General features: G+C 57.8%; 7 protein-coding genes and 1 pseudogene. 1 reads left to right on the top strand and 7 read right to left on the bottom strand.

What is annotated here, in order from left to right:
* Positions 1-89: 89 nt before the first annotated feature.
* The 4 genes and pseudogenes from tnpC to EV674_RS17055 form a co-directional block, all read right to left on the bottom strand.
* Positions 90-1,130, bottom strand: a pseudogene (gene tnpC, locus EV674_RS17070) (IS66 family transposase); the annotation flags it as partial.
* A 523-nt stretch (positions 1,131-1,653) separates the two neighbouring features.
* Positions 1,654-2,784 carry a helix-turn-helix domain-containing protein gene (locus EV674_RS17065; protein ID WP_132750515.1) on the bottom strand — a complete coding sequence of 377 codons (1,131 nt, stop codon included), beginning with the start codon at positions 2,782-2,784 and terminating at the stop codon, positions 1,654-1,656.
* Between the two features lie 496 nt (positions 2,785-3,280).
* A complete protein-coding gene (locus EV674_RS17060; RefSeq protein ID WP_119014891.1) occupies positions 3,281-4,309 on the bottom strand; it encodes a ParB/RepB/Spo0J family partition protein in 1,029 nt (342 codons plus the stop codon).
* Positions 4,309-5,370, bottom strand: a complete 1,062-nt coding sequence (locus tag EV674_RS17055; RefSeq protein ID WP_119014889.1) for a ParA family protein — start codon at positions 5,368-5,370, stop codon at positions 4,309-4,311. The genes EV674_RS17060 and EV674_RS17055 overlap by 1 nt, the downstream gene beginning before the upstream one ends.
* 368 nt (positions 5,371-5,738) lie before the next feature.
* Between EV674_RS17055 and EV674_RS17050 the strand changes: the two genes are divergently transcribed.
* Positions 5,739-6,053, top strand: coding sequence for a transposase (locus EV674_RS17050; protein WP_119014888.1), 315 nt, complete (start codon positions 5,739-5,741; stop codon positions 6,051-6,053).
* A gap of 11 nt (positions 6,054-6,064) precedes the next feature.
* On the opposite strand, the gene EV674_RS17045 is transcribed toward EV674_RS17050, so the two are convergent.
* The 3 genes from EV674_RS17045 to EV674_RS17035 all read right to left on the bottom strand — a co-directional run.
* Positions 6,065-6,784, bottom strand: coding sequence for an RES family NAD+ phosphorylase (locus tag EV674_RS17045; protein WP_241525049.1), 720 nt, complete (start codon positions 6,782-6,784; stop codon positions 6,065-6,067).
* A complete protein-coding gene (locus EV674_RS17040) occupies positions 6,781-7,158 on the bottom strand; it encodes an antitoxin Xre-like helix-turn-helix domain-containing protein (RefSeq protein ID WP_119014886.1) in 378 nt (125 codons plus the stop codon). Before EV674_RS17040 ends, EV674_RS17045 begins: the two co-directional genes overlap by 4 nt.
* 258 nt (positions 7,159-7,416) lie before the next feature.
* Positions 7,417-7,997 (bottom strand): tyrosine-type recombinase/integrase (locus tag EV674_RS17035; protein ID WP_132750514.1); only part of this gene is annotated, 581 nt, incomplete at its 5' end.

Below are 7,997 nucleotides of genomic sequence, written 5' to 3'. Positions count from 1 at the left end.
GAAGAACTGCGAGCGTTGGCTCAATACCAGTTTGCAATTCATCCATCTAGCATTCTTGGCGCTAATGCTCAAAAGACTTTGAACACGTTCTAAGGCGCTGTCCAAGGTATGCACGCGGTGAACCCATATTGACCGCAGCTGGCGGTCATGGCTGAGAACCAGCTTGCGCCAGGTTTCCAGCGGTGCGGCAAGAGCTCGTTGATGCGGCTGGCTTTTTGCGTGGGCAGTCGGGTGAGCACATCCTTGAGGTAGGCATACGGGTCATGCCCGTTCATGCGGGTCGACTGGATCAGGCTCATGACGGCGGCGGCGCGCTGGCCCGCGCGCAGGCTGCCGGCAAACAACCAATTCGAGCGCCCCAGGGCAACTGGCCGGATCTGGTTTTCAATCCAGTTGTTGTCCGGCGGTAGTTGCGGTTTATCGACGAAGCGCGTGAGCGCACTCCATCTCTTGAGGCTGTAGTCCAAGGCCTTGGCCATGGCCGAGTTGCCCGCCACGTGCAAGTCAAAGAACTTGCGCCGGGCGTGTGCCATGCAACCGGCTTCGGTCACGCCTTGGCTGAAACTGGCCTTGTATCCAGCGTAGTCGTCGCAAATCAGACTGCCGCGCCACTCACCCAGGAAGGCTCGGACGTGTTCGCCAGCGCGCGACTCGCAGAAGTCATAGACCACGGCCTTCATGTCTTCAAACGCTCCCGGGGCATAGGCCCACAGGTAGGCCCGGTGCGTCTTGCCGTTACCTGGCTTGAGCATGACCACCGGGGTCTCATCACTGTGCATCACCCGGTGCCCGAGCACTTCGGTCTTGAGGGCATCGACCAGCGGCTGCAGCCGTGCTCCGCAGGTGCCCACCCATTGCGCCAGGGTCGATCTTGGAATGGTCAGGCCGGCGCGGCCAAAGATGTTCTCCTGACGGTACAAGGGCTGGTGATCCAGGTACTTGGCTACCAGCACCTGCGCGAGCAGGCCGGTCGTCGGGATGCCTTTGTCGATGATGTGAGCGGCCACCGGGGCCTGTGTGAGGCTCTGGCACTGGGCACACGCCCACTTGCCCCGCACGTGCCGCTCGACCGTGAAGACGCCGGGCATATAGTCCAGCTTCTGGGCCACATCCTCGCCAATGCGCTTGAGCTGCTAGGGCAGACGCAGCACCAGTGCGTTGAGCTGAGCGTGCTCCAGCGCCACGTTCGGACTGCCCGGCCAATGCATAGCGGTGGTTCTGAGCGTCTTTGAGCATCGTGTCCACGGAAGGTTGCATGGACACGATCTTCCCCAGACTGACCAGATCATTCAAGATGGGTTCGCCATCCGCTTACTGTCCAAGGCCTGGTTGGTGTGTTGCGCCTCTCGATTTCGAATCCCAGCTCTTGGCCAACCGGTCTGGGTCATGGAAGCGTTTCGAATACCCTCGGTGGAGTTGGTACTGGCCGTGGTTTCCCTTGCTACAACAGTGGCGGGCATGGTCGTCGGACAGTCGTTCAAAACGTTCGTGCAAATGGCCCCTGGCCCGGTTTTCAGTGTTGTTTTTGGTTTTTTTTGGATAAGTTGCCGGCCCCGTCTGGTTGTTTTCTGTAAGACTGTAGGTTTAAAAAACCTTGGATATAGAGCTGTCTGCGCTGACACTTGGTCGCCTCAAAGTTATCCACAGGGACCCTTAGACGCCACGCAGGCGGCCTGCCTCAATGGCCTCCACAAAAGACCGGCAGAACGGCCTTGCCGCCCGCTGCCCGTTGCGGACTTCAATCAGGACACCTGAGTCATCCACCTTCACCACAAGAGTTCGATCCTGGTTCTGGAAGGTTCGGCCTACCAAATCCTGGGCTTTCTGTTTGAGGTATTCGCGCTCTTGGGTCTCTGCCGCGCCACGAGTTTCCTCGGTAGCGCGGAGCCCAAAGTCTTTGCCTTTGCCCAGCAGCGCCCTCAGGTAAGCGTACAGCTCTCGGCCTTGAAGACTTTCGAGATACTTCCTGGTGGCTGCCACAACAGTGGAGAGGCGTTGCTTGGATTGGCCTGCGAGCTTCATGAGGTGCAGCACTCCCGAGCAGTTCATGCCTTGCTCCTTGACCAGCCATGCCAGGTCGCGAGGCAGCAGCACCTTGCCAACACGTTCAAAGGGTGTCTCTTGGTTTGCTGGTCGAGCCGAGCTCTTGTTGGCAACGGCCGCAGGTTCTCCTGCTACAGGCCTCGTTCCTTTTGCTGAGTGAGCCTCGTCCACGCTTGCGCGGGCCACTGCTGACAGCAGTAAAGCGTCCAGGAGCTGCTGGGTGGGAACGAGTGGTGAAGAGGAGCCGCGCAGCGCTGGGCGTGCTCGTTGTTCGCGCTCCACCAGGCCGCGCTCTTCCAGCCAGCGCACCACGCGGTGGACGGTTTCAACAGATTTGCCTGATTCCTCCGCCAATGTGGCGCGGCTGGCCAAAATCGGAGAATTCAACCGTTTCAGGTTGATTTTCTTGACGATTCGCAGAATGACACGGAGGTAGCCGTCAGGCACATCCTTGAACACGGGGGACTCATCCAGGGCGGCACAGGCCCGGCTGATGAGCGACGGGTAAACAACAGTAGGGGCGATAACAGTCATCGCAGTCTCCTCAAAGACACGAAAGTCCTTGATGAAATCCCGCCGTTCCCCTAAGATTTGCTCTGTTACGGAGCTTTTGGCCGATTGGCGTCGTTTTAGGCGAAACGGGCGGAATTCATCAAATTTCCTGAAAACCCTCAGAGTTGACGCTCTGGGGGTTTTTTCATTGGCACGAGCGTTTTTGGCTACTTCATGCGATTTCTCCAAATTTCTGATTCCAAATGCACCGAACCCCGCGTAGTGCGGGGTTCGTGTGCTGTATGTAGATAGACTCGTCGCTTTAAATCTCTAAAGCTGGGACGGCGCCGAACGGGCTGAGGCTGAGAGCACGCTGCAGACCTGGGGTGGCTGTTGGGCTGTCGTCCCAAAGCGTTTAGTTGACTAAACGCTTCCTCGGAAAACGCATCTTTCTGCGTCTGTCCAAGAGGGGCGTGGACCCCTGCGTTTAGTTGACTAAACACTCTGCTCTCGAGCGCTGCACTGGAAAGGGTCGCCTTTGGCAGGTGTCTGATGAGCTCCGGGGTGCCCCAAGCGTTTAGTTGACTAAACGGTCGCAGCGAAGGTGTTGGGCTGCCGGCCAGAATACAGGTGCAGCTCTGGAGAGTGTTTAGTTGACTAAACGCGCAGACCGACCAGTCGGCCAACAGCCCGTCCGCCTTGCCGTGCGGCAAGGGGAGGTGACCGTTTAGTTGACTAAACCGGCTCATGACGAAGCCTGGGGTGCCTCTGGGCTGACGTCATCGTCAGCTGGCTCCGGCTGGATAGCGGCCAGTTCAAGCAGCTCTTCCAGCCCTTGGGCGAACGCCTCGCGTTGCTCGGCAGACACGGTAATGACCAGCTCAAACACATCGCCGCGCTGCTTGTAGACGCCGTTGGCATACCGAATGGTCTTGCCTGAGGTCTTCGCTTTGTGAGCAACAGGATTGAGCAGGGCCTGCACCTGGTTTGTGAGCCAGCGCTGCGTCTGGTCTTCGCTCGCATACTTGTTCGCAAGCGCCACTGCCTTGCGGATGCCCGCTTTGTCGTGCAGCTTGGCCAGCTGATAGACCTCGGTCGCCCCGAACTTGTGGGGATGCAGGCGGACAATCTCAAGCACGTCTTCCGGCAGCTTTGCGTACGCCCTGTAGAAGCTCATCATGGTCTTTGAGACCTTTGCCCGGCGAGCCACCTCGGCGGGGGCCTCACCTGCGGCAATGAGCTTTTCATAGAACATTGCACGGTCGAGGTCGCAGTGCTGTGAGCGCCCTTCGTTTTGCTCGTAGCCGAACCAGGCGGACTCTTGCATGCCGAGCTCAGTGTGAATCTCTGCGAGCAAAGACTCGAACACATTGTGCTCACGGCAGGCCTGCACACGCGTCCAGCCGTCACAGATGATGAAGCGGCCGGTGGCGTTCGGGTTGGGGATGACGTGAATCGGGTCGTGCTGGCCTTGGGCTCGCAGGTCTTCGGCCCGGTTCAGAATCATCTCCGGGGTGTAGACCTCCCGCGGAGCCAGCGGGTTGGGGTCTATCAAGTGGACCCCAAGCATGGTCAGATTTCGCCCGCTGTGAGAGTCCACTGCTGTCGCTTGAGCTTCTTGCGTGGGTGCCTCGTCGGCCGCAGGGGGCGCGTACGGCTCAAGGGGAGCGGATGCGCCAGGCCCGGGAATGTCGGCCAGTTCGTGTGCGGGGGTGGCGGGCACCACCGCGCCTGTCTTTATGAGGCCTGAAAGCTTGGGAGGAGTCTTGGCCATCATTCGTCTCCTGGCAGGCCGGGCATCGTGATGCCGTAGCTGCGAATCAGGCTCTTGGCCACGTCAATGATTGCTGTGGCACCAACAGAGCTCGACTCGAACTCGACCAAGGGACCTACGTCCTTGTCTGAAGGGTTGAGCTGCCGTGCGAAACCGGAGTACTGCGGAACGATGGAGTCGTTCAGCATGGAGCCGTACTTTGAATACAGGAAGCCCATCGACTCGCGCACGTGTTTCAGGCTTGGGTGGTACTTGTTGATTACCACTTCCATGGAGACGTTGGCGCTCGTCACTGCCTTGATTTCAGCCAAGTTGGAGGCAAGGGAGTCAAGGGCTCGCAGGCAGCTGCCTTCGGGCTCAACCACGGTGAGCACCTTGCCGGAATCCTTGGCTGCATACGAGAACGCAAGGCCAATGGGGGTAGTTCCGGGCGCGGTGTCGACGACGATGACGTCGTAGTGTTGGGAGAAATACGTGCTGTTGCGGTTCAAGAACAGCTCTGCCCTGGTGTGACTGGACATCACGGCGACCAGACTGGCGTCTGTCTCTGCCAGGGTGATGTCCGAGGGAATCAGGTCGAGGAAGCCGCCTTCGTAGATGTGCTTGATGGCCCCAGGCAAGTCGGCGTCGGGTGAGTTCGTGGCTTTCTTCAGAAAGTGCCCGATGTGCAGGATGTCGGTGTTGTAGACGGCGGTTTCGATGCCCAGCAGGTTCGATGCCGAAGCCTGGGGGTCTGCGTCGATGACAAGCACGCGGTAGCCCATCATGGCCATCGCAGCCGCCACGTTGACGGAAATACTTGTTTTTCCGACACCACCCTTGGTCATCCGTGTGACGATGACTGGAGGCAACTTGGACATCAGAGGCAACTGGCCGTTGGCGGGAGGCTCAACCCCGGCTGCACGGTAACGCGCAGCGCGGATGTCAGAGGGCATGTAGCGCATGTGGTGCTGGCCTGCCGGCTTCTCGCGGCCGCACAGCTCCTGTAGCTTCTTTGCAGGCACGTCCAGGCCGGATAGCGAGACCGCTACCGACGTCTTGAAATCAATTGCCCGTGCCATGGCTGTACCGCATTGTCAACATGGGCCGCAGCATAGCTCAGGACGGTTTTGTTGGCAAGTTTTTTGCAGTTGGAGGAAAAAAAACTAAAAAATCACCCGGAAAGTTCTAAAACAAAGCCTAAATAGGGTGGCTTGAGAGCAAATTCTAGGGCTCTGCGACCATTTCAAAGTGCCTTGGTCGCTGTGGCCTTGTTCAGCGCTATGAACCGCCCCGGGTTTCAAGGAGGCCAGTTGGTTTAAGTTGACACCTCTGGCGAGGTGTTGCTGTTGGCGAGTTGCCTCCAGTAGTTTGCCTCAGCTTCTGCCGGAGTGGAGTTGGAGTTGCCCCCATTTCGCGGACACTTTCCAACTGAAAGAAAGAGTCCAACATGCCAAGACCTAAACCACCCTACGCGCAAGCCTTTCGCGACCAAATGGTCGAACTGGTGCGCAGCGGCCGCACTCCAAGTGCATTGTCCAAGGAGTTTGGCTGCCACACCACCAGTATCCTGAGCTGGGTGCGTCAAGCTGGTGGAGCTGGCGCCACTGCGCTACCGGCCAGCGCAGCGGCCTTGAACGCTAAGGAGCGCCAAGAGCTCATCGAATTGCGCCGCAAGCTGCGCCAAGTCCAAATGGAGCTCGACATATTGGCAAAGGCTACGGCCTGGTTTGCCGGAAACGGGTTAACTCCAACTCCAAGATGACTGACTACTAGCTATTCATGCCACTCGAATTGCGTCACCCCGTCTTTGCTACGCATTAGCACAGCATCGCGTGATGCTTTGCAAATCCACTCTTGCTTGGAGCCTTCGATCTCTGCACTGTCTCCAACGAGTGCATCTGGCGTAAGTACAGCAGCTAAAGAGCAGGAAGGAGCACGGACGGACTCATATTGAATCCACTGCACGCCTGCATTGATGGCTGCTTCGGCAAGCTTGTGCGTACCGCTGTAGTCTGAGAAATGTTTCCAAAGGTGAGAAAAATCTACCCACGGCGCACCCATCAAATTAATGGCCTGACCTCGCACGGTTGCTTGATAGAACGTGTGCTCTGTCACCACGGCGCTACCACTTGCTAACCCTGCGCTATCCAAAATGAAGCGCATGCGCCAGTAAGCAATTTCGGAACAAGCGCCCGGCAACGTTGATGACCCGTACCATAGACCGCTTTGATGCCCTGGGCGAAAACGTGAACTGTGCTGTGGAAAGTAGCGGAACGGACTCAACAACAGGAAGTGTTTGGGTGTGGCCGAAGGTACTGCCGGAGGTTTGCTTTCTTCCAGCATCTGCTCCAGCAAATCGTACTCTTCCATGGTGTCCACAAGCTTCATAGATGCCGCAATGTATTGCGTCTCTACTCCACGCCATGCACCCACCATGCTGAGTTCCGTACAGTGGGTTTGAAGCCAATCTGGATTCCAACTTTCTGCTTTCATGATGCAGCGCGCATTCCATCTAAATATGCAAGGGTGCGTACTAAGCCATCGGCTTTACGTATCAGTTGGTTAGGTTGGCCAACCAGTGCCCTGTTGTAGCTGCTCATCCATGCTTTGCGCTTACCTTCATCACCACCAATCAGTGGGTCTAGCGAGCGGAACACGCGTATCAGCATCAAAGCCAGCTCACCTTCCTTCGATTTAGGATCAATGGTACGGCCGTGGCTGCCTTTGAGGCGGGAAATAGTTGGCTCACTCACACCGATGACTGCGGCCAAATCAGCATTGCTCAGTCCCAATTGTTCTGCGGCACTCAATGTGGCTTTGGTCAAGACGACCGAGCGATCTGGAGTTGGGCGTGGTTGGGCTGTCATGTGATTTCTCCGCAGTTAGAGGCAGTTGATTGCGTTAGGCGCAATTCGTTTGGTTCGTTATTGAAGCGAATGATACTGAAGAAAGGCTCAATAGAATTTCATTTGAAATGAAATTCAATATTTATTTCAAATAATTTATTTGGCTATCAAAAAAGCGCTACTTACGATGACAGTCATCGCAGCAATCTTGTTGAAAGATTCGCATCTGGCCGGTAGCCACCTGACCTGCGCCCAAACCGAGGTGTGGCCGTGCAATCCTCACCCTGGCCTGAGCCGGTGCTTCTGTGTCTGCGCATGCTGCCGGTCGGGCTCGACGTGCAGGTATCGTTCAGTGGTCTGCACCGAAGCATGCCGCAGGTTGTCGCGCACCACCAAGAGTGGCACCCCTGCATCCAGCTGGTGCGTCGCCGCCGTATGCCGCAGCCAGTGCGTGGTTGCTGCCTGCAACAGCCGGGCTTGCTCTGGATCTGGGCAGGCCTTGGCTGCCGATGCAAACAGCGTCGTCACAATCTGGTGCACCGCCTTGCTCGTCAGCAGCTGGCCCTTGCCGTACAAATCCATCAACAAGGGCTCTGGCTGTAGCGGATCGGGCCAGGCACTGCGCCCGGTGGAGGCTCGGTACGCGCGCAGCGCCTGTAGCGCATCTTCGGGAACCGGCACCGGCAACCCCGTATGTCCCTTGCCACTGACCTGCAGCCACCACTGGCCCCGGCGCTGCACCAGATCCGCCGTGCTCGCCTGCGTGATTTCGCTGCGCCGCAGCCCCGTCAGGTACAAAAACACCAACAAAAACCGTGTGCGCTGGTAATGCGCCACCTGCCGGGCCGTTTCACGCGGCC

Origin of the sequence: Simplicispira metamorpha, assembly GCF_004341365.1 — a bacterium.
Taxonomy (GTDB): domain Bacteria; phylum Pseudomonadota; class Gammaproteobacteria; order Burkholderiales; family Burkholderiaceae_C; genus Simplicispira; species Simplicispira metamorpha.
The sequence above is the reverse complement of the archived record's forward strand: the minus strand, read 5'-3'. Positions and strand labels throughout refer to the sequence as shown.